This is a genomic window from Halostella limicola, from assembly GCF_003675875.1.
GTDB classification, from domain to species: Archaea; Halobacteriota; Halobacteria; order Halobacteriales; family Natronoarchaeaceae; genus Halostella; species Halostella limicola.
The window spans coordinates 259,343-280,323 of record NZ_RCDI01000002.1 but is presented as its reverse complement, the minus strand read 5'-3'; the positions used below and the strand labels follow the sequence as shown (position 1 = coordinate 280,323).

At 70.1% G+C, this 20,981-nt stretch carries 26 protein-coding genes; 15 read left to right on the top strand and 11 right to left on the bottom strand.

What is annotated here, in order from left to right:
• The first annotated feature begins 1 nt into the window (after position 1).
• Entirely contained in the window at positions 2-1,153 is a 1,152-nt protein-coding gene (locus D8670_RS09490; RefSeq protein WP_121817872.1) for a DUF373 family protein, read from the top strand.
• A 32-nt stretch (positions 1,154-1,185) separates the two neighbouring features.
• On the top strand, positions 1,186-1,914 hold the full coding sequence (locus D8670_RS09485) for a diphthine--ammonia ligase (RefSeq protein WP_121817871.1): 729 nt from the start codon (positions 1,186-1,188) through the stop codon (positions 1,912-1,914).
• 57 nt (positions 1,915-1,971) lie between these two features.
• Here the strand turns inward: D8670_RS09485 and D8670_RS09480 are convergent, their stop codons facing one another.
• Entirely contained in the window at positions 1,972-2,940 is a 969-nt protein-coding gene (locus D8670_RS09480; protein ID WP_121817870.1) for a nucleotidyltransferase family protein, read from the bottom strand.
• 72 nt (positions 2,941-3,012) lie between these two features.
• The gene (locus tag D8670_RS09475; RefSeq protein ID WP_205254068.1) at positions 3,013-3,762 is read right to left on the bottom strand and encodes a helix-turn-helix domain-containing protein; all 750 of its coding nucleotides are present in this window, start codon (positions 3,760-3,762) and stop codon (positions 3,013-3,015) included.
• A gap of 103 nt (positions 3,763-3,865) precedes the next feature.
• On the opposite strand from D8670_RS09475, the gene D8670_RS20890 reads away from it, so the two are divergent.
• The 4 genes from D8670_RS20890 (at position 3,866) to D8670_RS09465 (ending at position 5,037) form a co-directional block, all read left to right on the top strand.
• Complete coding sequence (locus tag D8670_RS20890) at positions 3,866-4,012, top strand: RidA family protein (RefSeq protein WP_162994250.1); 147 nt, start codon at positions 3,866-3,868, stop codon at positions 4,010-4,012.
• Between the two features lie 118 nt (positions 4,013-4,130).
• The gene (locus D8670_RS20885; RefSeq protein WP_162994249.1) at positions 4,131-4,307 is read left to right on the top strand and encodes a hypothetical protein; all 177 of its coding nucleotides are present in this window, start codon (positions 4,131-4,133) and stop codon (positions 4,305-4,307) included.
• 185 nt (positions 4,308-4,492) lie between these two features.
• Positions 4,493-4,783: a transcriptional regulator gene (locus D8670_RS09470; RefSeq protein WP_121817868.1), complete on the top strand. Its 291-nt coding sequence runs from the start codon at positions 4,493-4,495 to the stop codon at positions 4,781-4,783.
• 104 nt (positions 4,784-4,887) lie between these two features.
• Positions 4,888-5,037 carry a rubrerythrin-like domain-containing protein gene (locus tag D8670_RS09465; protein WP_310732514.1) on the top strand — a complete coding sequence of 50 codons (150 nt, stop codon included), beginning with the start codon at positions 4,888-4,890 and terminating at the stop codon, positions 5,035-5,037.
• On the opposite strand, the gene D8670_RS09460 is transcribed toward D8670_RS09465, so the two are convergent.
• From D8670_RS09460 to D8670_RS09435, 6 genes are all read right to left on the bottom strand, one after another.
• Positions 5,038-5,469: a Rieske (2Fe-2S) protein gene (locus D8670_RS09460; RefSeq protein WP_121817866.1), complete on the bottom strand. Its 432-nt coding sequence runs from the start codon at positions 5,467-5,469 to the stop codon at positions 5,038-5,040.
• Between the two features lie 61 nt (positions 5,470-5,530).
• On the bottom strand, positions 5,531-6,388 hold the full coding sequence (locus D8670_RS09455; RefSeq protein ID WP_121817865.1) for an aminotransferase class IV: 858 nt from the start codon (positions 6,386-6,388) through the stop codon (positions 5,531-5,533).
• A complete protein-coding gene (locus D8670_RS09450; RefSeq protein WP_121817864.1) occupies positions 6,373-7,059 on the bottom strand; it encodes an anthranilate synthase component II in 687 nt (228 codons plus the stop codon). The genes D8670_RS09455 and D8670_RS09450 overlap by 16 nt, the downstream gene beginning before the upstream one ends.
• On the bottom strand, positions 7,056-8,669 hold the full coding sequence (gene pabB, locus D8670_RS09445; protein WP_121817863.1) for an aminodeoxychorismate synthase, component I: 1,614 nt from the start codon (positions 8,667-8,669) through the stop codon (positions 7,056-7,058). Before pabB ends, D8670_RS09450 begins: the two co-directional genes overlap by 4 nt.
• A gap of 38 nt (positions 8,670-8,707) precedes the next feature.
• The gene (locus D8670_RS09440; protein WP_121817862.1) at positions 8,708-9,337 is read right to left on the bottom strand and encodes a helix-hairpin-helix domain-containing protein; all 630 of its coding nucleotides are present in this window, start codon (positions 9,335-9,337) and stop codon (positions 8,708-8,710) included.
• A 22-nt stretch (positions 9,338-9,359) separates the two neighbouring features.
• Positions 9,360-10,184, bottom strand: coding sequence for a shikimate dehydrogenase (locus D8670_RS09435; protein ID WP_121817861.1), 825 nt, complete (start codon positions 10,182-10,184; stop codon positions 9,360-9,362).
• Between the two features lie 87 nt (positions 10,185-10,271).
• Here D8670_RS09435 and D8670_RS09430 point away from each other — a divergent pair, with 87 nt between their 5' ends.
• From D8670_RS09430 to D8670_RS09410, 5 genes are all read left to right on the top strand, one after another.
• Positions 10,272-11,576, top strand: coding sequence for a sodium:calcium antiporter (locus tag D8670_RS09430; RefSeq protein ID WP_121818577.1), 1,305 nt, complete (start codon positions 10,272-10,274; stop codon positions 11,574-11,576).
• An 83-nt stretch (positions 11,577-11,659) separates the two neighbouring features.
• On the top strand, positions 11,660-13,018 hold the full coding sequence (locus D8670_RS09425) for a D-aminoacyl-tRNA deacylase (protein WP_121817860.1): 1,359 nt from the start codon (positions 11,660-11,662) through the stop codon (positions 13,016-13,018).
• A gap of 79 nt (positions 13,019-13,097) precedes the next feature.
• Entirely contained in the window at positions 13,098-14,231 is a 1,134-nt protein-coding gene (gene ftsZ / locus D8670_RS09420; protein WP_121817859.1) for a cell division protein FtsZ, read from the top strand.
• A gap of 72 nt (positions 14,232-14,303) precedes the next feature.
• The gene (locus D8670_RS09415; protein ID WP_121817858.1) at positions 14,304-14,474 is read left to right on the top strand and encodes a protein translocase SEC61 complex subunit gamma; all 171 of its coding nucleotides are present in this window, start codon (positions 14,304-14,306) and stop codon (positions 14,472-14,474) included.
• A gap of 3 nt (positions 14,475-14,477) precedes the next feature.
• The gene (locus tag D8670_RS09410) at positions 14,478-14,915 is read left to right on the top strand and encodes a transcription elongation factor Spt5 (protein ID WP_121817857.1); all 438 of its coding nucleotides are present in this window, start codon (positions 14,478-14,480) and stop codon (positions 14,913-14,915) included.
• A 211-nt stretch (positions 14,916-15,126) separates the two neighbouring features.
• On the opposite strand, the gene D8670_RS09405 is transcribed toward D8670_RS09410, so the two are convergent.
• Positions 15,127-15,426, bottom strand: coding sequence for a DUF7565 family protein (locus tag D8670_RS09405; RefSeq protein WP_121817856.1), 300 nt, complete (start codon positions 15,424-15,426; stop codon positions 15,127-15,129).
• A 123-nt stretch (positions 15,427-15,549) separates the two neighbouring features.
• On the opposite strand from D8670_RS09405, the gene D8670_RS09400 reads away from it, so the two are divergent.
• A complete protein-coding gene (locus tag D8670_RS09400; RefSeq protein ID WP_121818576.1) occupies positions 15,550-16,296 on the top strand; it encodes a PHP-associated domain-containing protein in 747 nt (248 codons plus the stop codon).
• 55 nt (positions 16,297-16,351) lie between these two features.
• Entirely contained in the window at positions 16,352-16,978 is a 627-nt protein-coding gene (locus D8670_RS09395; RefSeq protein WP_233752218.1) for a J domain-containing protein, read from the top strand.
• Between the two features lie 11 nt (positions 16,979-16,989).
• Here the strand turns inward: D8670_RS09395 and D8670_RS09390 are convergent, their stop codons facing one another.
• On the bottom strand, positions 16,990-17,772 hold the full coding sequence (locus D8670_RS09390; RefSeq protein WP_121817855.1) for a DUF7839 domain-containing protein: 783 nt from the start codon (positions 17,770-17,772) through the stop codon (positions 16,990-16,992).
• 175 nt (positions 17,773-17,947) lie between these two features.
• Here D8670_RS09390 and artA point away from each other — a divergent pair, with 175 nt between their 5' ends.
• Together artA and D8670_RS09380 are read left to right on the top strand one after the other, a co-directional pair.
• Complete coding sequence (gene artA, locus D8670_RS09385) at positions 17,948-18,916, top strand: archaeosortase A (RefSeq protein ID WP_121817854.1); 969 nt, start codon at positions 17,948-17,950, stop codon at positions 18,914-18,916.
• A 79-nt stretch (positions 18,917-18,995) separates the two neighbouring features.
• Positions 18,996-19,682, top strand: a complete 687-nt coding sequence (locus D8670_RS09380; RefSeq protein ID WP_121817853.1) for a metallophosphoesterase — start codon at positions 18,996-18,998, stop codon at positions 19,680-19,682.
• On the opposite strand, the gene D8670_RS09375 is transcribed toward D8670_RS09380, so the two are convergent.
• On the bottom strand, positions 19,665-20,975 hold the full coding sequence (locus D8670_RS09375; RefSeq protein WP_121817852.1) for an NAD(P)/FAD-dependent oxidoreductase: 1,311 nt from the start codon (positions 20,973-20,975) through the stop codon (positions 19,665-19,667). The two genes, D8670_RS09380 and D8670_RS09375, sit on opposite strands and share 18 nt — an antisense overlap.
• Positions 20,976-20,981: the final 6 nt, after the last annotated feature.

Here is a 20,981-nt window from a genome sequence, read left to right as displayed (position 1 = left end):
AGTGACCACGCTCGTCGTGTGTGTCGACCGTACCGACGACATCGGCCGGAAGACCGGGCTGTCGACGCCCGTCTCCGGGTGGGAAGCGGTCCACTCCCTCGTGACGGACGTCGGCCTCGCCGACCCGGAAGACTCCAGCGTCAACTGCCTGCTGGAGGCGCTCCGCGTCGCCCGCGACCTGCGGGACGAGAACGAGGAGGCGGTCGTCGCGGTCGTCTCCGGCGGGAGCGATAACGTCGTCGGCGCGGACCGATCGGTCGCGCGACAGCTCGACGACCTCGTCGCCGAGCACGACCCGGACTCGGCCGTCGTCGTCATCGACAGCGCGCAGGACGAGCGGCTGGTCCCCATCGTCGAGAGCCGCGTCCGCGTCGACTCCGTCGACCGGGTGGTCGTCCGGCAGGCCCGGGACATCGAGTCCACGTACTACCTCCTGAAGCAGTTCCTCGCGGACGAGGAGCTCCGCCAGACGGTCCTCGTCCCCATCGGCCTCGCCCTGCTCGTCTCCCCCGTGCTCGCGTACTTCGCCGGGCCGGCGGTCGCGGTGTCGGCGATAACCGCGGTCATCGGCGTCTTCCTGCTGTACAAGGGGCTGGGCATCGACGAGTACCTCACCGGCCTCGCGGTCAGGGTCAGGGAGTCGCTGTACTCCGGGCGGGTCTCCATCGTCACCTACGTCGTCGCGGCGGGCCTGTCGCTCGTCGGCGTGTTCGTCGGCGCGCTGGGGGTCTCCAGCCTCGGCGGCGAGAACGGCGTGATCATCCCCGCGATGCAGTTCGCCTACGACAGCGTCCCGTGGCTGGCGATGGCGGCGCTCGCGGCCAGCACGGGCCGCCTGCTGGACGTCGCCATCCAGGAGGACAGCGTCCGCAGCTCCTACCTGAACATCCCCTTCGGCGTGGTCGCGGTCGGCCTCGTCGTCCGCGGCTTCTCGTCGTACTTCCTCGAACGGGCGGGCATCTTGCCGGCCTTCGAAGTCCCCGCGCTCAGGCTCGGTGTCGTCTCCGTCACGCCGTTCTCGCTGTCGGCGGGGCAGCGCCTCGCGACGTTCGTCGTGGCGGGCGTGCTCGTCAGCCTGATCGGCGTCCGCATCGCCTCCCACCTCGGCGGCACGAGCATCGACGAGGAGGAGGTCCCCCGCGGCGGTCCGTAGCTGGTTTATCCACGCCGCCACTCGTCGCAAGCATGGCAGACACTGCGGAGGGCGCGTGGGTCTCTCTCTTCTCGGGCGGCAAGGACTCGTCGTGGGCGCTGTACCGGGCGCTCGAACGCGGGCTCTCCGTCGACCGACTCGTCACCGTCCACCCCGAGGAGGACTCGTACATGTACCACGTCCCGGCGACGGATCTCGCCGAACTCGCCGCCGAGAGCGTCGGCGTCCCGCTGGTGGACGTCCGCCCGGGCGACATGGGCGCGGCGGACGCCGCCGAGTCGGGCGCGCAGGGCGACGCCGAACTCGAACCGCTGGAGGCGGCGGTCGCCGCGCTGGACGACGAGCTGGCGGGCGGCGTCGCGGGCGTCACCGCGGGAGCCGTCGAGAGCGAGTACCAGACCAGCCGCATCGAGGGGATGTGCGAGCGTCTCGGGATCGAGCTGTTCGCGCCCCTCTGGCAGCGCGACCCCGAGGCGCTCGCCGAGGAGATGCTCGACGCCGGCTTCGAGATAACGGTCGTGCAGGTGGCGGCGTACGGCCTCGACGAGTCGTGGCTCGGCCGGACGATAGACCGCGAGGCGCTCGACGACCTCCGGGAGCTCAACGACGAGTACGGCGTCCACGTCCTCGGCGAGGGCGGCGAGTTCGAGACGCTGGTGACCGACGGGCCGCACATGGATCGACCCATCGAACTCGAGTACGAGACGGAGTGGGACGGCTCGCGCGGCACGCTGAGGATCACGGACGCGCGGCTCGGGTGAGCGTCAGTCGGCGGCCGGACGCCCGCCGCCGCTCCTAGTCGCCGTTACGCCCCGTTCCTAATCGCCGTTTCTGATCTCCGTGTGCGCGCCGATGAGCGCCCCGGCCAGATCGAGGTTTTCCAAGTCCGTCTCGCGGTCGATGATGGAGTTGCGGATGTCGCTCCCGATGAGGGTCGTGTTCGGGAAGATGATCGAGGAGTCGACGTTCGAGTTGACGAGTTCGGCGCCGCTCATGACGTGGACGTTCTCGCCGACGGTCGTGTTCTCGACCGTCGCGTCGTCGGCGATGCGGTTGTCGCCGTTCAGGTGCCAGGCGACGGCTTCGAGGTAGCTCTCGGGCGTACCGATGTCGAACCACGCCTCGTCGAAGGTGAACGCGTACACCGGCTGGCGGGACTGCAGCCACTGGATGAACCAGCCCGGCTCGTCGGGGTTGTTGTCCCCGGCGAGGTACTCGTCCAGCGCGCCGAGGGTGTCCGCGGTGAAGGCGTAGCAGGCGATGGAGACGAGCGTGCTCTTGGGGTCGTCGGGCTTCTCCTGGAAGTCGACGATCCGCTCGCCCTCCAGTTCGACGAGCCCGTAGGACTTGGCGAGTTCCTTCGATCCGACGTCGTAGGCCGCGAGGGTCGGCTCCCCCTTGCGCTGGAAGAAGTCGACGAAGTCGGAGATGTCGAAGCTGATCAGGTTGTCCCCGGCGATGACGAGCATGTCGTCGTCGACGCCCTCGCGCTCGACGAGCTGGGCGAGCGCGCCGACGACGCCGAACTTCTCGTCCTCCTCGGAGGTGTCCTCGATGGAGAGCGTCGGCTTCTCGTACTCGCTCTCGGCGAGGTGGCGCTCGAAGTCCTCCGCGAAGCGCTCGTTCGTGCTGACGTAGACATCGTCGATCCGGTCGTCGGCTTCGAGTTCCTCGAAGATCTGGTCGACGACCGTCGAGTCGCCGATCGGCAGAAACATCTTCGGCCGATTCTTCGTGATCGGCCAGAGGCGAGTTGCATATCCTCCAGCGAGTACGACAGCGTCCATACCCTACCAGTCGACGCCCCGTAGTAAGTCATTTATCCTTCGATAGATGTGACCGCCCGACACGGTGCGGGGTCAGAGCGTCTCGTCGACGAACTCCGAGACGATGAGGTCCTCGGCGGTCCGGAGGCGGTACTGGACGGTCGAGCGCGGCACGCCGAGGTCGTCGGCCAGATCCGCGACGGTGACCGCGCGCGGCCGGTCGTAGTACCCCTGCTCGACCGCGGTCTCTAACACGTCCCAGTGCTTCGGCGACAGCTTCGCGAAGGCGCGCGAGTGGGCGTCCCAGTTGCCCGCCCGGGAGATGTGCGAGACGTCGAGCGCGAGGCCGTCGCGCAGGTTCTCCTCGATGGCGTCGTACAGCTCCCCGATCGGCTGGTCGCCGGAGTAGAGGATCCGCCAGCGGTACTCGTCGCCGTTGCGCCGGGACTCGAACACGACGCCCTCCCCGACGTGCTGGAGCACGTAGTACGGGATGGAGCGACAGCGGTGGACCTCCTCGCGGAAGGTGTAGACGGTGCGGGAGTTCGCCTTCCGGTCGAGGGTGTGGTACGTCCGCGGGGTCTCGCAGTCCTGCACGTCCAGACACTCGTTGCACCGCCCCTCGTCGAGGAACACGTCGTCGAACGCCTCCAGCGCGTCCGCTTCCCCCTTCACGTGGTCAATGCGCCACATCGTCTCTTCGGTGGTGAAACACACGGACGACCGGGCGACCAGGCTGGAGTGGTTCCGGAACACGTCCATCAACTCGTCCGCGCCGGGATCGAACCGGACGACGAACTCGAACTCGCGCATCTGCTCGTTGCGCTGCTGACCAGTAGACATTTAGCTTGTGCTAATCGCTCCGCTCGCAATACCATAAAACAGTCGGAATGTCCCCGATGAGTGTTCGCATCAGTAGAGCTAGCAATAGCTGAACCGACTCGCTTTGACGGACGCGGGAGCGGCGTCCGCGGTCCGCGAGGCGGACGCGGACTTCTTTAACGGCCGCCGGCCCGCGCTGTCGGTCGTCGGCGTCGACGCCCTGCCCGGCAACGCCGACGTCCAGATCGACGTCCGCGGCGTCAAGCGATAGGCGACCGACTTCCGCGACGGCGGGACGGCGGCTGACTGCCGCCGCTATCGCTTCTGCCCTCTGACCGCCGGCAAGCACCACCTTCTATTAGCCTCGGCTTCCTTTCCCGAACCATTCAATGAGATCGGAAGACGAGATCCGGGCCCGGATCGAGGCGCTGGAGGAGAAATACGACGCGAACGACCCGCCGACGACGCCCGTCGAGGACGAGATGGAAGTCGAACTCCTGCGGGCCATCGCGGAGCTGGAGTGGGCGCTCGACGAACGCGACGAGCCGCCGTTCTTTACCAAATAAGGCATCTTTTTCCCCTCTGGACGCCTTCGGCGGCCGTCGGCCAACAAACGCCGACCAGAAAAAGTCGCGAGCGCAGCGAACGAGGGCTCCGAAGGATCGAAGCTCCTACCGTCGGGTTGCGCGGCCCCTGGCCCCTCGTCCGGTTCGCCCTGAAAGCCTTTATCCGCGGAGCGTCGAGAGGGCGTATGCGCGAGGCCGACGCCACCACCCGCGAGCGGATGGCCGACCGGTTGCGCGAGGAGACGCTGTCGCTCTCCGCGCTCGCCACCGAGTTCGACACGACCGCCGAAGTCGCCCTGAGTCACGTCCAGCACGTCGCGCGCTCGCTCGACGGGACGGGCGAGCAGTTGCTCGCCGCGCCGCCGGAGTGTCGCGATTGCGGCTTCACCGACTTCGACGACCTGGCGAACCGCCCCTCGCGGTGTCCCGAGTGCAAGAGCGAGTCGATCGAGGAACCGTCGTTCAAGGTCGAGTAGCCGGCGCCGTGCCCGTTCGTGAACTTTCCTCCCTCTAGGAGTCGGTAGAGAATTTAACGTCTCCTAGGTGTCTCAGGGAACCAGTTACTTTGTCACACACCAATATGGAGAATATGCGCCCGGAAATCACGACCGAGGGGATCGAAGCGTACGAATGTTTAACGTGCGGGGCCAGAACGACGGGGGTGGACTCCCGCGAGTGCTCCGACTGCGGCGGGACGCTCCGACATCTGGGAAAGGCCCGGGACCTGTAGCTACGTCCCGTCGAAGTCGATCCGGCTACCGGTCGAGAGGTCGACGTCCGCCGACGGCCCGACCGCCTTGAACTCGAAGCGGTCGTCCGAGAGGTAGACGCCGCCGTCCTCGACCGACACGTCGACCTCGTCCAGCGTCGCGCCCTCGCAGGGGCCGTGCGTGCACTCGCCGTCCGACGCGCGGAACGTCGCGCCGTGTTTCTCACAGAGTATCTCGCCGTCGCGCATCGCCGCGCCGGACCCCTTGTCGAGGCGCACGTCGGTCCAGTGCTGGCAGTAGTTCTTCCAGGCGACGACGCCGTCGCCACCGCTTTCGCCGTTCAGCCGCGTCAGCACGACCTCCGTCTCGTCGAAGCCGTCGCGGACCGTAAAGAGGAGCGTCCCGTCGTCGGGCACGTCGTCCGCGTCGGCGATCCGGTCGTCCTCGTCCATGGAGGTCCTGAGAGGCCGGGCGGTTTGAATGGTGCGAAAGCGCCCCGGCGCGGGGCGGCCGTCAGTAGTGCCGGCGCTCGACCAGCGCGTCGAACAGGCGCGCCAGCAGGTTCGTCACCGGGCCGTCGCCGATCTCCACGCCGTCGACCGCGGCGACCGGGCGGACCTCCCAGGACGTGTTGGTGAGAAACGCTTCCTCGGCCTCGCGGACGTCCTCCGACGCGTAGCGACCGGTCCGGAGGGGCACGTCGGTCTCCGACTCGACCAGGTCCGCGACGACCGAGCGCGTGACCCCCGGCAGGATGGGCAGGTCCTCGCTCGGGGTGTGAAGCCCGGCGTCGTCGACGAAAAAGAGGTTGCTCGTCGCGCCCTCGGCGACGTCCCCCTCCGGGCCGCGCAGGAGCGCCTCGTCGGCGTCGACGAGCTCGTTGCGCGCGAGGATGCCGTTCAGGTAGTTGTGCGTCTTCGCGTCGGCCGGGAGCGCGGCGTCGGCCGGCTTCCGCGTCTCGACCGTCTGGACGGTCGCGGGGTCGTCCCACACTGGCGACCCCTCGACGCCACCTCGGGGGAGTTCCTTCGCGATCACCACCACCGTCGGGTCCACGTCGGGACTCGGCGTCAGCTTCCCGGGCTGGACGCCGCGGGTGATCGAGAGGCGGACGTAGGCGTCGTCGAGGTCGTTCGCGTCGAGCACCTCCTGCACGCGGACGCGCAGGTCGGCGTCGGAGACGCCGTGGTCGATGCCGAGCGACTCGCAGGTCCGTTCGAGGCGCTCGACGTGGGCGCGCCACTCGAACACGTCGCCGCCGTAGGCCCGCAGCGTCTCGAAGGCGGCGTCGCCGTACATGAACCCGCGGTCGCGGACGCTCACCGTCGCCTCTTCGGCCGGGACGAGGTCGCCGTCTACGTGGTACTGCATACGAAGTTGCGTATCAATCGCTTGCCCGCGTCGAGCGACCGGGCCGTCGATTCGTCACCGGCCTCGCGCTCCGCGGTGCCGGTGAGGATGCTCTCCGGGTGGAACTGGACCCCGACGTGGGGCTTCGACTCGTGGCGCACGCCCATCAGGACGGCGCGCTCGTCGTCGGTCCGCGCCGTCTCGACGAGGGGGTCCGGGAGGTCCGCGCGCTCGACCGCCAGCGAGTGGTAGCGTCCGACCTCGAAGGGGTCCGGCAGGTCCTCGAAGACTCCCTCGCCGTCGTGGGTGACCAGCGAGGGCTTGCCGTGGACGACCTCCGGCGCGCGCCCCACCGGCGCGCCGTGAGCGGCACAGAGCGCCTGGTGACCCAGACAGACCCCTAGCGCCGGGTAGTCGGTCTCGGCGAAGACCGGTATCGAGACGCCCGCCTCCGCCGGCGTTCCCGGGCCGGGCGAGACGACGATGCCGTCCGGGTCCAGCTCGCGGATCCCCGCGACGTCTATCCCGTCGTTGCGCCGGACGACGACGCCGTCGGCGTCGCGGTCGAGGACGGTGGCGGCCCCGCCGCCGTTCCCCGACTCCGTCGCGGGGCACGGTGAGGCGACGGCCTCGCCGACGTACTGGACGAGGTTGTAGGCGAACGAGTCGTAGTTGTCGATCACGAGGATCACGGCGCACCACCGTCGGAGTCCGCGTCGGCGGGCGCCTCGGCCGCGGCGGTCGCCGCGTCGCTCGACTCGTCGCCCTCTACCGCCAGTCCCGCCCGCTCGCCGAGCGCCTCGTCGACGGCAGTCACCAGCGCGCGGGCCTTGTCGAGCGTCTCGTCGTACTCGCGGTCGGGGTCGGAGTCGTCCACGACGCCCGCGCCGACGCGCAGGTGGTACCGGTCGCCGCTGCGCACGAGCGTCCGGATGACGATGTTCAGCGTCGCGCGCCCGTCGTAGCCGAAGATACCGACGCTGCCGGTGTAGGGGCCGCGCCGGGTCGCCTCCACCTCGTCGATGATCTCCATCGTCCGGGGCTTGGGCGCGCCGGTGATGGTGCCGCCGGGGAACGTCGCGGCTATCGCGTCGGCGAGGCTCGCGTCGTCGCGGAGTTCGCCTGTCACGGAGGAGACGAGATGCATCACCTCCGAGTACCGGTCGACGCGGCGGTACTCCTCGACCGCGACGCTGCCGTACTCGCTGACCTTCCCGAGGTCGTTGCGTTCGAGGTCGACCAGCATCGCGTGCTCCGCGCGCTCCTTCTCGTCCGTCGTAAGGTCCGCCTCCAGCTCCTCGTCCTCGGTGGGCGTCGCGCCGCGCGGGCGCGTGCCGGCGATCGGTTCCGTCCGGAGGCGGTCGCCCTCGCGTTCGAGGAGGAGTTCGGGGCTCGCGCTCACCAGGTCGACGCCGGGGAACTCCAGCAGCGCGGAGTAGGGCGCGGGGTTGACGCGCCGGACGGCGTCGAACGCCTCGACGGGGTGGACTGCGGCGGGCGCGGTCAGGCGCTGGGAGACGTTCGCCTGAAACGTGTCGCCCGCCCGGACGTACTCCTTGACGGTCCGCACGCGGTCCGCGAAGGCGTCGCGGCCGCAGTCGCTCTCGAAGGTGGCGGCGTCCGTCTCGGCGGGCGGGTCGCCGACTGTCGCGTCGCCGTCGACGGCCGCCCGCGCCAGTTCCAGCGCGCGCTCCCGGCCGCGCTCGTACGCGGCGACGATATCGTCCTCGGTCGGGGCGTCTGGCCCGCCGACGCGCGGGCAGGCGGTCACGCGGAGGACGACGCCCACCTCGTCGGCGTCCGACCCTTCGCCACCGCCGTCGGCCGCGTCGCGGGGCTCCTCCCACGCGGCGAAGCGGTCGTAGGCGGCGACCTGCAGTCGGGGGAGGCCGCGGTCGTCCTCGGCCGACGCCGGCAGGTCCTCCAGTTCGCGGGCCACGTCGTAGGAGATCCACCCGATCGCGCCGCAGGGGTAGGGAACGTCGCAGTCTCCCCGGTGGAGGGTTTCGCCGGCCAGCAACCCCTCCAGCGCGGCGAGCGAGGGGTGTCCCTTCCGGCCCGCGGCGTCGGCGCTGACGGTCAGTCGGTCGACCGGGTCGACGCCGAAGTAGCCCCAGCCGGACTGCCCGCCGGTCGTTTCGAGGTAGGCGTCGCCGCCGTCGCCGCGGCGCGCCCGGCGGTACGCATCGAAGGGATCCGGGACGCGGACGCGGACCTCGACGGGGACACGGGCGCCCGCCGGGGCGGACGCGGCCGTCCGGCGGAACGACTCGCGGTCGGTCGTCGCGACGGGGTCAGTCATGTCCGAGGAGAAGTCACCGCTCACCAACGCTCTTCCGGTTATCGGACCTTCGCCCGTTCGATCCACTCGCTGACGCGCTTCTCGGAGAGGTCGGTCTGGGCCGCGATCTCCTCGGCGTCGGCGTCGGCCAGCTGCGCGACGCTGTCGATGCCGACGTTCGCCAGGCGCTCGCCGTAGGCCGGGCCAATCCCCTTGATCTCGGTGACGTCCTCGCCGTCAGCCCCGTCGGACGGTTCGGCGGCCGTCTCCTCGCCGGCCGCCTCCGCGGTCTCGTCTTCCTCGGCCTCCTCCGCGGTCTCGTCCTCGACGGCTTCCTCGATGAGTTCGTCCTCGCTGGCGGCCTCGTCGGCCGGCTCGGCGGGTTCGCTCTCTCCGGCAGCCGGCTCGTCGTCCGCCTCGACGACCGGTTCGTCGGGTTCCTCGACGCTCGCCGCGTCGGTCGGTTCGGATGGCGCGTCGGTCGGTTCGGACGGCTCGGCCGCGCCGCTTCCCGCGGCCGTCTCGCCCGCCCCCGGGGAGGTGTCGGTCCCCTTCACCGCGTCCTCCGACCCGGTGTCGGGCTCCTCCGCGGGTTCCCGCTCGACCGTCACGCCGACGTCGCGTTGTCGCTCGGCGTCGGACTCGTCGTCGTCGAATCCGAGCAACGACTTCAGCTTTTTCAGCACCATTGGCTGACAATAGATTTTCGCCCTACTTAAACTCGTCCGCCATCGGTTCGAGACGATCCCTGAGCGCCTCGTTCATCGCGTCGACGGGGGCGTCGCGGCCGGTCCAGCGCTCGAACGCTTCCGCCCCCTGATACAGCAGCATCCACGCGCCGTCGACCGTCGTCGCGCCGGCGGCGTCCGCGTCCCGGAGCAGGCGCGTCTCCAGCGGGGTGTACACCGCGTCCATCACCGTCAGGTTCCCGTGGAGCGCGTCCGCGGGCACCGGTGAGGCGTCCTCCTCCATCCCGACGCTCGTCGCGTTGACGAGCACGTCGGCGTCCGCGAGGAGTTCGGGAACGGCGTCGAGCCCGTGGCCGCTCGCGCCGGGCACCTCGTCGGCGAGGTCGTGCGCCGTCGACTCGGTGCGGTTGGCGATCCGGACGGTCGACCCGGCGTCGGACAGCGCGAACGCGATCGCGCGGCCCGCCCCGCCCGCGCCGACGACGACCGCCGAAGCGCCGTCGAGGTCCGCGCCGTGGTCTTCGAGCGATCGGCGCGCGCCCGCGGCGTCGGTGTTGTGCCCGGTCGGGCGGTCGCCCGAGAAGTCGACGGTGTTGACCGCGCCGATGCGGGTCGCGAGATCGTCGGCCTCGACGACCTCCAGCACGTCGCGCTTGAACGGGATGGTGACGTTCAGCCCGGCGACGCCGAGCGCGTCCGCGCCCTCGACCGCGGCCGCGATGTCGCCTTTCTCCGGTTCGAACGTGACGTAGCGCGCGTCGATGTCCAACGCGTCGTACGCCGCCTCGTGCATCGGCGGCGACAGCGAGTGGCCGACGGGGTTGCCGACCAGTCCGTAGACGTCCATGTGCGACACGCCGTTCCGTGTCACAATAACAGACACGCTCTCCGGACAACGCAAGAACTACCTTCGGCGTGGCTGTCCACCCTGATGATGAAGAATCGGCTGCAACACCCTCTCGTCGCCGTCGCGGTCGTGACGCTGGTGACAATCCCGTGGGTCGTCGTCGACCTCACGGGGATGGCGGAGTCGCTCGGTCACGTGGGCACCGTCGCCGTGAGCGGACTATCGGTCCTCGGCGCGTCGTTCCTGCTCGCTTGGGGCGCCGAGACCGCGGAGAAGGACGTGCCGCGCGCGTTCGCCATCGCCGTGCTCGCCATCCTGGCGGTGGCGCCCGAGTACGCCGTCGACGCCCTGTACGCGTGGCAGGCGGGTCAGGGACGGCCCGGCGCTGGCGACCTCGCCGTCGCCAACATGACCGGCGCGAACCGGATCCTCATCGGGCTCGGCTGGTCCGGCATCGCCCTGTTCTCCATCTACCGCGCGAAGACAAGCGGGGACGTGGCGGTCGAACACAACGACGGCTTCCTCAAGGACGCCGTCCTGCTCGACCGGAGCATCGCCACCGAAGTGTTCTTCCTCGCGCTCGCGACCCTGTGGGCCTTCTTCGTCCCGCTCAACGGCGGGATCGGCGCGCTCGACCTGATCATCCTCGTCGGCATCTACGTCGTCTACATCGGGATCATCGTCCGCGGCGAACCCGAGGACGACGAGGTGCACGTTGGCGTGCCGGCGTACCTCCAGAAGACGCCGAAGACCACGCGGATACCTGCCGTCCTCGTGCTCTTCGCCTACTCCGGCTACCTCATCTTCACCGCGGTCGAGCCGTTCGCACACGGGCTGGAGGAGATCGGTATCCAGTACGGCATCCCCGAGTTCTTCATGATCCAGTGGGTCGCGCCGCTGGCGAGCGAGAGCCCGGAGCTGATCGTCACCGCCTACCTCGTGAACAAGGCGCGGACGACCGCGGCCTTCAACGCGCTCATCTCCTCGAAGCTCAACCAGTGGACGCTGCTCATCGGGACGCTCGGCGTCGTCTACAGCATCTCGCTGGGGAGCTACGGCGTGCTGGAGTTCAACTCCAAGCAGGCGGCCGAGATCTGGATCACGGCGGCGCAGAGCTTCTTCGCGCTCGCCGTGCTGATCAACTTCCGCATCACGATGCGCGAGGCGGTGACGCTGCTCGTGCTGTTCGTCTCGCAGGTGCTCATCGAGTACCTCCACATCCGGGGCGTGGTCGAGTTCATCAGCACCTTCGACCTGCTCATCGTCTACACCGTCGTCTACATGATCATCGGCGGCGTCATGTTCCTCACGCAGATGGACCACGTGCGGACCGTCGGCCGACTGGCGAAGGCGAACGCCACCGGCGGCCAGCCCGTGGTCGAGTCTGACTGACCACCGGACCGGCGGCCTCGTTCCGCGTACGCCGACGCGTCGCTGTCGACACGCTTTTTCCCGCCCGCGAACAACCGCCGCGAGTGATAGCGATCGTCGTCAGCCGCGCGGACGAGGCCTCCGAGCACGTCGGCGAGCACCTGCTGGAACTGGGCGACTGGGAGCGCCGCCGGGACGAGGAGCGGCCGGACGCCGACGGCGGCGGCGTCTACTACCGAACCGACGGCTTCGAACTCCGGACGTTCGACGACCTCCACCTGCACGTCGACGACCCGGCGGCCGCGTTCGACGACCCCGACTGGCTCGCGTTCGCGTCGCGGCACTCCGGCGACACGGGGGCGCTTCTGACGGCGCACTTCACGGGGAACTTCGGTCCCGCGGAGTACGGCGGCCAGGACCAGGCCCTCGCGGAGGCGTGTCCGAACGCCCACGCCCGCGTCGTCGCGGCGTTCGCCGAGCGCGCGCCCGAGGAGTACGACGTCGGGATGGAGTGTACGCACCACGGCCCGAGCGAGGTGAGCGTCCCGTCCATGTTCGTCGAGCTCGGCAGCGGCGAGGCCGAGTGGGAGGACCCGGCCGGCGCGCGCGCCGTCGCGGGGGCCATCCTCGACCTCCGCGGCGTCGACCCGCACCGCGACCGGACGCTCGTCGGCTTCGGCGGCGGCCACTACGCCCCGCGGTTCACCCGGATCGTACGCGAGACGGGGTGGGCAGTGGGCCACATCGCCGCCGACTGGTGTCTGGACGCGATGGGCGCGCCGGAGGAAAACCGCGACGTGGTCCGGCGGGCGTTCGAGCAAAGCGGCGCGACCCACGCCGTGGTCGACGGCGACCGCCCCGAGCTGGAGGGCGTGATCGAGGGCCTCGGCTACCGCGCCGTGAGCGAGACGTGGGCGCGGGAGGTCGACGACGTTCCCCTCTCGCTCGCCGAGGCGCTCGAAGCGGCGCTGGTCCCGGTCGACGACGGACTGCGGTTCGGCGACCGCGCGCGACGCCGCGACCCCGACTCCGACGGCGGCGGCGAGCGCGTCCCGGCCGACTTCGACGTCGTCCCCCTGCCCGACGACCTGCTCGCGGAGGCGCAGGCGATCGACCCCGACGCGACGCGCGAGGCGGTCGCGTCGGCGACGGTCGCGTTCGAGACGCGCGAGGGCGGCACGCGCGCCAGGGGCCGCGCGGCCGTCCCGGCCGGCGACGACCTCGACGACCTCGTCGAGGCGCTCGCGGCGATCCTCCGCGAGAAGTTCGACGACGTGGCCGTCGAGGACGACGCCGTCGTCGCCACCGAGACCGCGTTCGACCCGGAACTGGCCGCGAAGCTCGGCGTCCCGCAGGGGCCCGAGTTCGGCGCGCTGGCCGACGGCGAGGCGGTCACCGTCGACGGCGAGACGATCCCCCCCGAAGTGGTTCACTCGGAGCGAACGCACCGGTTCGAGACCTAATTTCGCCCTAAACTATCAGGGATCTGTCCGCGGTCGGGGGGAAAGGTAATTAACCTGCATCAAATAATGGGGCCTAAGAATGGATTCGATCGTAGACGAAGCAATCGACGAGGCCGAAGACGAGGGAGCTGATCCCACGGACCCGGGGGCGCACCGGGACGTGAACCCGTCGGGGAAGATGACTGACGACGAACTGAAAGACGTTCTCGAAGACCTCCAGACCAACATCACGGTGGTCGGCTGCGGCGGCGCGGGCGGCAACACCGTCGACCGCATGGCCGAGGAGGGGATCCACGGCGCGAAGCTGGTCGCCGCGAACACCGACGTTCAGCACCTCGTCGGCATCGAGGCCGACACCAAGATCCTGATGGGCGAGCAGAAGACGGAGGGCCGCGGCGCGGGCTCGCTCCCGCAGGTCGGTGAGGAGGCCGCCATCGAATCGCAGGACGAGATCGTCGACGCCATCGACGGCTCCGACATGGTGTTCGTCACCGCCGGCCTCGGCGGCGGCACCGGGACCGGCTCCGCGCCGGTCGTCGCGAAGGCCGCGCGCGAGTCCGGGGCGCTCACCATCTCGATCGTCACGACGCCGTTCACCGCGGAGGGCGAGGTACGGCGGACCAACGCCGAGGCGGGCCTCGAACGGCTCCGCGACGTGAGCGACACGGTCATCGTCGTCCCGAACGACCGCCTGCTCGACTCGGTCGGCAAGCTCCCCGTCCGGCAGGCGTTCAAGGTCGCCGACGAGGTGCTGATGCGCTCCGTGAAGGGCATCACCGAGCTCATCACCAAGCCCGGGTTGGTCAACCTGGACTTCGCCGACGTCCGCACCGTGATGGAGCGGGGCGGCGTCGCCATGATCGGCCTCGGCGAGTCCGACTCCGACGCGAAGGCGCAGGACTCGGTGAAGACGGCGCTTCGCTCGCCGCTGCTCGACGTCGACATCTCCGGCGCGAACTCCGCGCTGGTCAACGTCACCGGCGGGCAGGACATGTCCATCGAGGAGGCCGAGGGCGTCGTCGAGGAGATCTACGACCGGATCGACCCCGACGCCCGCATCATCTGGGGGACCTCCATCGACGAGACCCTCGAAGGCAGCATGCGCACGATGATCGTCGTCACCGGCGTCGAGTCGCCGCAGATCTACGGCCGCAACGAGGCCGCGCAGGAAGAGGCCGCCCAGCGCGCGGAAGACATCGACTACGTCGAGTAACCTCCGCGCTCTTCTCTCGGCGACGTGAGGCAGAGCAATAGATAGAAAAAGGCTCGTCCGCAATCTCCAAATATGAAAGTTCCATACGACCTTACCTCGTACGTTCGGGTGCTGAAGATGGCAAGCACCCCCTCCTGGGAGGAGTTCTCCCAGATCGCAAAGATAGCCGGTGCCGGCATCCTGTTAGTCGGGATGCTCGGCTTCGCGATTTACCTCCTGATGACGTTCGTCCCGGGGGCCTGACCGATGCCGATCTACGCCGTCAAGACAACCGCGAGTCAGGAGCGCACCGTCGCGGACATGATCATGAACCGCGAGGAGGACGCGATCCACGCCGCGCTCGCCCCCGACTCGCTGACCAGCTACGTGATGGTCGAGGCCGACGACGACGCCATCATCTCGCGCGTCCTCGAGGAGATCCCCCACGCCCGCAGCATCGTCCCGGGCGAGAGCGACATCTCCGAGGTCGAGCACTTCCTCTCGCCCAAGCCGGACGTCGAGGGGATCGCCGAGGGCGACATCGTCGAGCTCATCGCCGGCCCGTTCAAGGGCGAGAAGGCGCAGGTCCAGCGCATCGACGAGGGCAAGGACCAGGTCACCGTCGAACTGTACGAGGCGACCGTCCCGATTCCGGTCACCGTGCGCGGCGACCAGATCCGCGTGCTCGACTCCGAGGAACGCTGACGCGTTCCACTGCCCCCTGACTCGCTTCGCTCGTCGGGGCGGCGAGGTGCGCTGAGGACGCTCGTTTTCGTCAGCACTGGCGTAGTAACGGTAGCAACGCGGCCGGCCGTCGCGCAGTAAGGTCGGCCGTGCGGCGGCGGAACCGCCGTTTCGCCGTCGGAGCGAGGAACCGCCCCGCGGCGGCTACTTCCCTTAGAAAAAGCCCCTCGCGCTACGCCGTTCCTTCCTCGTTCAACTGGGCGACCACGCGCTGGAGGTCCGCCTCGCGCTCGATGGACTCCTTGACCTGCTCGCGCTGGCGGACCGCCTCGGAGTCGGCACCGTAGGCGCGGACGTACTCGGCGCGGGTGTGTTCGTCGAACGCGTGTCGGATCGCGAGGTAGCCGTCGGGCACGACGACGCCGCACACCTTGCACTCGCGGCGCTCGTGTTCGTTCGTCTGGTGGACGATCGCGCTCTCGGCGTCGCCGAACTGCTCTCCGCACCCGTCGATGCCGCATTGCCAGGCCATCGTGTCCACTCTTGCTGTCGCGCCGTAAGACTGTTTCGACGGCGGAGGGATCGAACCAGAATCCCTTTGAGTCGGCTCGGAAAAGAGGGGGCCGTGACTGCGAGCGACGAGGTCCGGGTCGACATGCACGTGAAGGTACTGGACGAGCGAGTGGTCCGGAGAGCGAAAGACCGCGGCCTGGACGCGCTGGTGTACGCCCCCCACTTCACGCGGTTGCCGGACGTCGAGGCCGCCGCGGAGCGGCACTCCGACGACGATCTGACCGTGATCCCCGCCCGCGAGGTGTTCACGGGGTCGTGGCGGAACCGCCAGCACGTCCTCGCGATCGGACTGACTGATCCGGTTCCCGACTTCGTCACGCTCGACGGGGCGATGGACGCGTTCGACCGGCAGGACGCCGCGGTGCTCGTCCCCCACCCCGAGTTTCTGAACGTGAGCCTCGACGAGGCGGCGGTCCAGCGCTACCGGGAGGCGATAGACGGCGTCGAGGCGTACAACCCGAAGGTGACGGACCGGGGGAACCGCCGGGCGGCGGCGGTCGCCGCGCGGCAGAACCTGCCGACGTTCGCCTCGTCCTACGCCCACCTCCGGAACACCGTCGGCGAGGCGTGGACGGCGTTCGACCGCGCCGACCTCGACGTCCCCGTCACGGCTGAGTCGCTCGCCGCGGCGCTGAAAGCGGGAGTCGAGCGACGGATCGGACACCGCGGCGGCCTCTCGCACGCCGCCCGGCGCTTCGCCGAGCGGGCCCACCTCGGCTGGGAGAACACGTGGGAGAAGGTCGACCGACTGTTCCTCTCGGGGACGGAACCGACTCACCCCGACCACATCGCGTACGACGGGCGGTTCGACGACGTCGCCGTGTACTGACGGCCCGGTCGCCGCGACAGCAGGATTCTTTGACGCCCGGTCCGTACCGGGGGCCGTGGCACTCGACTGGCTGTGGGGGTTCCCCAGGTGGTTGCTGGTCGGCCTCGCGCTCGGCGCCGCGTTCTCCGTGGTCGTCGCGGGCGTGTTCGTCGCCGGCGCTCGCCTGTTTCCCGACTCCGCGACGGCGAGGCGGGCGGACGCCGGTGGCGACCGCGAGCGCCCCGGCGAGGCGAAGCGCCGTGCGGAGATCCGTAGGTACCTGCAGCGCATCGACGAGCCGTACGCGGAGGACCACCTCGTCTGCGGACAGCGCGTCGCCTTCTACCTCCCGAAACGCGACGTGGCGGTGACGTTCGACGCGCACGCCTACTTCCGCATCGACGGGAGCCGGACCCGGGCGGTGCTGATAGAGCACGAGATGCCGGGCGCGCACCTCGGCGGCCGCCTGCCGTTCGAGACGCCGGAGATAGAGCGAGAGACGGACGAGCGCGACGCGGTCGGCGCGGCCTTCGCGGCGCTCGGCCTCCCGCGCGGGGCGAGCGCCGACAGGGTGAAGTCCGCGTACCGCACGCGGGTGAAGGAGGTCCATCCGGACCACGGCGGCGACGAGGAGGCGTTCAGACGGGTCCGCGAGGCGTACTCCCTCGCGAAGGAACACTCCGAGCGGGTGGAGCGGGCCTGACCGGGGGCTCGCTACTCGGCTTCGGTCACTTCGTAGGCCACGTCAGCGTCGCGGAGCGCGTCGGTCACCCGGCCGACGCTGTCGGCCGTCGCCACGACGACCACGTCGAGGCCGCGGCTCGCGGCGTCGGCGGCGACTTCGCCGGCCGCGAACGTCGTCGCGGGGTCGACGCCGGCGCGCCGGAGGGCGGCGACGGCTTCCACGCCCGCGGCGGCGACCGTGTCGGCGTCCGCGCAGGTCGCGGCCATGGCGTCCGCGTCGACGGCCCGGCTCCCGCCCGAGCGGACCGGCGGCACCTGCAACACGCTGACGTTACCGGGGTCTAGGTCGACGATACCCTCGAACCCGGTGACGCCGACGTCCTCGCCCGCCGCGGCGCTCGTCGTGGCGACGCCGGTCGCCGGCCCCGATTCGCCGGGCGTCGCGTGGAAGAGGCCGTCGCGCATCGACAGCGTCACCGTCTCGCCCTCCTCGACGTCGGCGGCGGCGATGGCGGCGTCCTCCTGGACGCTCCCCAGGATGTCCTCGGTGACGTGTTCGGCGAAGCGCTGCACGTCGGTCGCCTCCGAGAGGAGCCAGTCGACGCCCTCCTTCGTGACGCGGTAGCGCGACCGCCCCTCCTTCTCCACGAGCGCGTCGTCGACGAGTTCGCGGATGTACTCGCTGACCGCCTGGCTCGTGACGCCGACGGCGTCTGCGATCTCGCCTTGGCTCACGGCGGGCTGGCGGTCCGCGATCTCGACGAGGATGCGAAACCGCGTCGCGGTCCGCTTGTTCTCTAGGACGTCGGCCATGTCCGCACAGTTGTCGGGGGCGATTAAAAAACCCTGACGACCGTCACCCGTCCTCGAGCGGTCACTCCGCGCGCGGAAACCGCCGCCGGGTTCGGGCCCGCCCCGAGCGCTGTGATAGTGCGCGCGCCGCGCGATGCCGTCAACTCTTTAATCCGACGCCCCTACACGTTCTGACGTGAAAGTCCTCGCCCTCGCCGACGCGTTCGCCCCCCTCGCGTCCGCCTCCGACGCGCTGGCCTGGGTCGTCGTCCTCGGGTTCGTCCTCGCCTCCGCGCTCACGTGGGCCGGCCGCCGAACGGTCGCGCGCTACCTCGCGAGCGGGACGTGGGCGCTGTTCGGCGTCTTCTGGCTGTCGGTGTTCCCGACGTTCTGGTTCGAGATGAAAAGCGCCATCGAGGGGTCGCTCTCGCTGGTCGCCGTGCCGGCGTGTCTCTACACGGCGTACCTGCTGTACGACGGCCGCGAGTCGCTGCTGACGCTGTCGCACGCCGTCGGCGTGATGGGTCTGATCTACCTCCCCGCGGAGACGGTCCCGCTTTTCCGCCGTTTCCTCGTCGAGACCGTCGCGAGCCAGACCTACGCCGTCATGACGGCGCTCGGCTACTCGCCGGAGTTCGTCCCGATCGACAAGGAGGGCCCCGTTTACGGCTACCTGGCGATGTTCGTCTTCGAGGACGCCACCGGTCACACCTACACGACCCACATCGTCACCGCCTGCACGGGCATCGGGAGCATGGCCATCTTCGGCGGCCTCATCGCCGCGGTCCGGGCCCCGCTCCGCCGGAAGGCGAAGGCGCTCGCCACCGCCGTCGCGATCATCTGGGTGCTGAACATCGCCCGGAACGTGTTCATCGCGGTCGCGTTCGGCCGGCAGTGGTTCCAGCAGGACGCCTTCGTCCACGTCGCCACAGAGTACGCCGGCTATCAGGACCCGCACCTCGCCTCCTTCTTCATCGCGGACCGAGTCATCGCCCAGAGCCTCTCGGTCGTCGCGCTCGTCGGCATCACGTGGCTCGTCGTCCGGCAGCTACCGGAACTGCTCGACGTTATCGAGGAGGCGCTGTTCGTGCTGACCGGTACCGAGTACGACCTCGCGGCGGCCATCGGCCAGCCGGTGCGGGCCGACGGCGGCCCCGAGGAATGATAGGGACGGTCGTAACCGTGTATCGGGCCGACCGCACGTCTCCGTGCGGTCGATCCCGAACTGACGTACGACCGACCCGATGAGGCTCCGCGACCGCGCCTGCTTCCTGCCGGCCGCCGACGCGCTCGTCCTGTCGGACCTCCACGTCGGCAAGGCCGCCGCGTCGAACGTCGAGTTCCCGCTGGGCGAGCGGACGGACCTGTCCGAGCGCCTCGCCGTCCTGATCGACGAGTTCGACCCGGCCGAGGTGGTCCTCGCCGGCGACCTGCTGGAGGCGTTCGACTACGTGCCCCACGGGGTCGAGGAGACCGTCGACCGACTCGCAGCGACCGTCCGGGACGCCGGCGCGGACCTCGTCGTCACGCCCGGCAATCACGACGGTCTCCTCGACGCCGTGTACGACGGCTCCGCGCCAGCCGAGCACCGCCTCGCGGACGGCGAGACGGTCGTCTGCCACGGGCACGAAGCGCCCGAAACGGACGCCGACCGGTACGTCGTCGGTCACGACCACCCGGCGATAGAGATAGAGGGGAAAAAGCGGCCCTGCTACCTCGTCGGCCCGGGCGTCTACTGCGGCGCCGACGTGGTGATGCTCCCTGCGTTCACCCGTCTCGCGGCCGGCGTGACGGTCAACGGCATGCGGGCGAGCGACTTCGCCTCGCCGCTGGTGACCGACCCGGACGCGTTCCGCCCGGTGGTGTGGGACGAGGACGCCGGCGAGCCGTTGGAGTTCCCGCCGCTCGGCGAGCTACGCTCGTTCCTCTAGGTCCGCGAGCGCCGCCTCGGCGGCGCGGCGGCCGCTCTCCAGCGCGGCGTTGATCGACGACCACCCGGTGTAGTCGCCGGCGAGGTAGACCGGGCCGTCCGGCGCGCGGACGCCTGGCAGGGTCTCGCGGAAGCCCGGCGGCTGGTCGAACTGCGCGAAGGGGACGCGCTCGGTGCGGACCAGTTCGAGGTCGGCGAAGGAGTGCTCGGGGTACCACCCGGCGAGCGCCTCGCGGGTCAGGTCTTCCAGTTCGGCGTCGCTCTCCTCGCGCTCGCCGAGGAACGTGGCCGACAGGAGCGTGGTGTCGTCGGGCGCGTACTCCGGCGCGACGGCCGAGATGTCGACGACGTGGTTCGGGTCCGCGCCGCCGGCGTTCAGGATGAGGCGCTTGCCCGCGTCGAGGCGCTTGAGGGCGGGGTACGCGTAGTACTGCGTGACGCAGCTCCGGGCCTCCGTGGGGATCGCCCCGACGCCCGCCAGGTCGCGGGCCGACTGCGGGTCCGTCGCGACGACGGCGGCGTCGGCGTCGACCGTCTCGCCGCCGACGGAGACGGTCACCGGTCCGCCGCCGGTCGCCGCGCCGTCGCCGCTTCCGCCGGCGTCGACCGCGTCCACCGCGGCGTCCGTCTCGACCGCCGCGCCGGCCGCCTCGGCCCGGGACGCGATCTGCTCCGGGATCGCCGCCATCCCCCTCGCGGGGACCGCGATGGAGCCGTTCGAGAGCGCCCGGAAGGTGTACTCGAAGACGCGCTTGGAGGTCGACAGCGAGCGGTCGAGCGTGATGCCGCCGTAGAACGGCGCGGCGAAGTTCTCGACGAACGCCTCCGAGAAGCCGTAGTCGCGGAGGTACTCCCGGATGGAGCGGTCGGGCCCCTCGAAGATCGCCTCGCGGGACTTCTTCGACAGCTCCCGGCGGAGCTGCAGGGTCAGCCACTTGTCCCGGAGCCGCACCTCGCGGTTGAACACCGAGTCGGTGAGCGCGCCGATGTCCCGGAGCGGGTCCGAGAGGATGGAGCGCTCGCCCGGGCGCGCGATGCACGCGCCGGGCGTGAACGCTCGGAGGTCGAGCGCGTCGAAGTCCAGTTCGCGCTCCGCGGCGGGGTAGTCGGTGAAAAGCACCTGGAACCCCCGGTCGAACGTGAACCCGTCCTCACGGTCGGTGCGGACCCGACCGCCGACCTCGTCCTCGCGCTCGAACAGTCGCACGTCGACCCCGGCCGCGGCGAGGTGGCGCGCGGCGACCAGCCCCGCCAGTCCGCCGCCGGCCACCACGACAGTCGCGTCCTCTTGCATGCCCGA

Coding starts and splice junctions, on each gene's coding strand:
- D8670_RS09485 (WP_121817871.1), top strand. CDS start 1,186: ATGGCAGACACTGCGGAGGGCGCGTGGGTCTCTCTCTTCTCGGGCGGC.
- D8670_RS09480 (WP_121817870.1), bottom strand. CDS start 2,940: ATGGACGCTGTCGTACTCGCTGGAGGATATGCAACTCGCCTCTGGCCG.
- D8670_RS09475 (WP_205254068.1), bottom strand. CDS start 3,762: ATGTCTACTGGTCAGCAGCGCAACGAGCAGATGCGCGAGTTCGAGTTC.
- D8670_RS20885 (WP_162994249.1), top strand. CDS start 4,131: ATGAGATCGGAAGACGAGATCCGGGCCCGGATCGAGGCGCTGGAGGAG.
- D8670_RS09470 (WP_121817868.1), top strand. CDS start 4,493: ATGCGCGAGGCCGACGCCACCACCCGCGAGCGGATGGCCGACCGGTTG.
- D8670_RS09465 (WP_310732514.1), top strand. CDS start 4,888: ATGGAGAATATGCGCCCGGAAATCACGACCGAGGGGATCGAAGCGTAC.
- D8670_RS09460 (WP_121817866.1), bottom strand. CDS start 5,469: ATGGACGAGGACGACCGGATCGCCGACGCGGACGACGTGCCCGACGAC.
- D8670_RS09455 (WP_121817865.1), bottom strand. CDS start 6,388: ATGCAGTACCACGTAGACGGCGACCTCGTCCCGGCCGAAGAGGCGACG.
- pabB (WP_121817863.1), bottom strand. CDS start 8,669: ATGACTGACCCCGTCGCGACGACCGACCGCGAGTCGTTCCGCCGGACG.
- D8670_RS09440 (WP_121817862.1), bottom strand. CDS start 9,337: ATGGTGCTGAAAAAGCTGAAGTCGTTGCTCGGATTCGACGACGACGAG.
- D8670_RS09435 (WP_121817861.1), bottom strand. CDS start 10,184: ATGGACGTCTACGGACTGGTCGGCAACCCCGTCGGCCACTCGCTGTCG.
- D8670_RS09430 (WP_121818577.1), top strand. CDS start 10,272: ATGAAGAATCGGCTGCAACACCCTCTCGTCGCCGTCGCGGTCGTGACG.
- ftsZ (WP_121817859.1), top strand. CDS start 13,098: ATGGATTCGATCGTAGACGAAGCAATCGACGAGGCCGAAGACGAGGGA.
- D8670_RS09415 (WP_121817858.1), top strand. CDS start 14,304: ATGAAAGTTCCATACGACCTTACCTCGTACGTTCGGGTGCTGAAGATG.
- D8670_RS09410 (WP_121817857.1), top strand. CDS start 14,478: ATGCCGATCTACGCCGTCAAGACAACCGCGAGTCAGGAGCGCACCGTC.
- D8670_RS09405 (WP_121817856.1), bottom strand. CDS start 15,426: ATGGCCTGGCAATGCGGCATCGACGGGTGCGGAGAGCAGTTCGGCGAC.
- D8670_RS09400 (WP_121818576.1), top strand. CDS start 15,550: ATGCACGTGAAGGTACTGGACGAGCGAGTGGTCCGGAGAGCGAAAGAC.
- D8670_RS09390 (WP_121817855.1), bottom strand. CDS start 17,772: ATGGCCGACGTCCTAGAGAACAAGCGGACCGCGACGCGGTTTCGCATC.
- D8670_RS09380 (WP_121817853.1), top strand. CDS start 18,996: ATGAGGCTCCGCGACCGCGCCTGCTTCCTGCCGGCCGCCGACGCGCTC.
- D8670_RS09375 (WP_121817852.1), bottom strand. CDS start 20,975: ATGCAAGAGGACGCGACTGTCGTGGTGGCCGGCGGCGGACTGGCGGGG.